This is a genomic window from Synechococcus sp. R3-13 (assembly GCF_047462195.1).
In the GTDB taxonomy this organism is placed as follows: Bacteria; Cyanobacteriota; Cyanobacteriia; order Thermostichales; family Thermostichaceae; genus Thermostichus.
In genome coordinates this window covers 1-2,214 of sequence record NZ_JANSIO010000131.1, presented here as the reverse complement: position 1 = coordinate 2,214, position 2,214 = coordinate 1, and the positions used below count along the sequence as shown (strand labels likewise).

At 61.1% G+C, this 2,214-nt stretch carries 2 protein-coding genes; one reads left to right on the top strand and one right to left on the bottom strand.

The annotated features are described in order from the left end of the window. Window positions 1–646 (bottom strand): ComEC/Rec2 family competence protein (locus NW856_RS04380; protein ID WP_414399299.1); only part of this gene is annotated, 646 nt, incomplete at its 3' end. Between the two features lie 257 nt (window positions 647–903). Here NW856_RS04380 and NW856_RS04375 point away from each other — a divergent pair. Further along, a partial coding sequence (locus tag NW856_RS04375) for a cyanophycin synthetase family protein (RefSeq protein ID WP_414399298.1) occupies window positions 904–2,214 on the top strand: 1,311 nt, incomplete at its 3' end.

The following is a 2,214-nucleotide window of genomic DNA, read 5'->3' as shown; positions in this document are numbered from 1 at the left end:
GCCGCTCCCCCAATCCAGCAACGAACGCCTCTCGCACCCGCCGCCGCAACACCCAGCCCCCCCAACCTCTTCCCCCCGGCTGCAGGATCACCTCACGGGCGCTGAAGCCGGCAAAAGCCCCCTGGCGCTGCAGGTAGGCTTGAAAATCAAAGCTGCCCGGGTTCAAGGCCGGACTGGGAAGGTACAGAGATCCCGTCAGGCGCACCCGTTGGTTGGGGTGGAGATCCTTGTCCTGGAGGGCCTCAGGGCCGGTGGTGACGTAGAGCTTGCCGCTGACCTGGCGGGCCGTGGAGTCGGCGTTGAGCACCTGCTCTGCTCTCAGCCAAAATTGCCGCCGTTCGCTGCGGGTGGGACGAGGTTCCGAGAGGACGGTGCCCACCAAGTTCATCTGCTGCTGGGGGGCCAACAGGCTGATATCCGTCGGCCCGGGAAAAGGCTGCCGCCAACCCAGGTAATTCCAAGCCAGACACCCCACCAGACCCATCGCCAGCCAAGTGCGGGCCAGACGCGGTTGCCGCCGGCACAGCAGGGATCCCGCCAGCCCCAATCCCAGCAGGATCCCCCAGCCCCACCCGGCAGCCTGGGGCCAAGCCCGCACCAGCAGGCCCAAGATCCAGCCCAACCCCAGCAGATAGGTTCTTTCCATGTGCCGCAGACCCGTCTGCCCCCCACTGTACCGATGTGGTCAAGCGGGATCCATTGCGTTGTCTTAACCTTGCTCGCCTGCCGAAAGAATTGTATTAAAGGATACTCTTTCTCGACCTTGGCAAAGGGAGTGTAGATTAGGGCTGGTCGCGCCAGCGGGATGTAGTCCTTGGCAGTTTCCTGCGCCGGCATCCTGAAAACGACCCTAAAACGACCCTAAGTTATCTGTCCCCTTCCCCGCTGTTTCCCCTAGACCCTATGCGCATCCGATCCATCCGCGTTCTCAGTGGCCCCAACTACTGGAGCATCCGTCGTCATAAGCTGATTCAAATGCGGCTTGATCTGGAAGACTTGCAGGAGCGACCCACCAACACCATCCCGGGTTTCAAAGAAAGGTTGGAGGCCCTGTTGCCGGGACTGTGGGAACACCAGTGCTCCCGCGGCTGCTATGGGGGATTCTTGCAACGGGTGGAAGAGGGCACTCTCATGGGCCATGTGGTGGAGCATGTGGCCTTGGAGCTGCAGACTCTGGCCGGCATGAAAGTGGATTTTGGCCGCACCCGCGAAACCTCCACCCCCGGCACCTACAACGTGGTGTTCGAGTATCAGGAGGCAGAGGCCGGGCGCTTTGCAGCCAAAGCTGCAGTCTACCTCTGTCAAGCTTTGGTGGACGGAGAAGACTACCGTCGCGACCTGGAGCTGGACATCCAAGAGTTGCGAGAGATCCGAGAAAATGTCCGCTTCGGCCCCAGCACCCAAGCTTTGCTGGACGAGGCCGCCCTGCGCGGGATCCCCTATCTGCGCCTCAACAAGGGATCCCTGGTGCAACTGGGGTACGGCGTCTACCAAAAGCGCATCGAAGCCACCACCACTGAAAAAACCAGCATCATTGCTACCGACCTGGCCGCCGACAAGCGGGCCACCAAAGAACTGCTGCAGGACATGGGGATCCCGGTGCCCAAGGGCTATACGGTGCGTCGCCGCAGCGAGTTGGCAGCCACCATCGAGGATGTCGGGGGCTTTCCGGTGGTGATCAAGCCCCTTAACGCCAACCACGGCAAGGGCATCACCGTCAACATCACCAGCCTGGAAGCCGCCGAGATCGCCTACGATGCCGCCAGCCAATACTCCGATGTGGTGTTGGTGGAAAAGCACCTGGTGGGGGATGACTACCGCCTGCTGGTGATCAACAACAAGCTGGTGGCTGTGGCCAAGCGGATCCCAGCCTATGTGGTGGGAGATGGCCGCTCCACCATTCAAGAGCTGATCGACGAAGTCAACAGGGATCCGCGGCGGGGGTTTGGCCACGAAAACGTGCTGACCCAAATTAGCATTGATGACATGACCCTGCGTATCCTCGAAAGCAAAGGCTACACCCTGGATACGGTGCTGCCCAAAGGAGAACATTGCACCCTCAAATCCACCGCCAACCTGAGCACCGGAGGCATCGCCGTCGATTGCACCGATATCATCCATCCCTACAACGCCTTCATTGCCGAACGGGCAGCTCAGATCATCGGCCTGGATGTGGCGGGCATCGACCTCATCTGCCCGGACATTGCCCAGCCC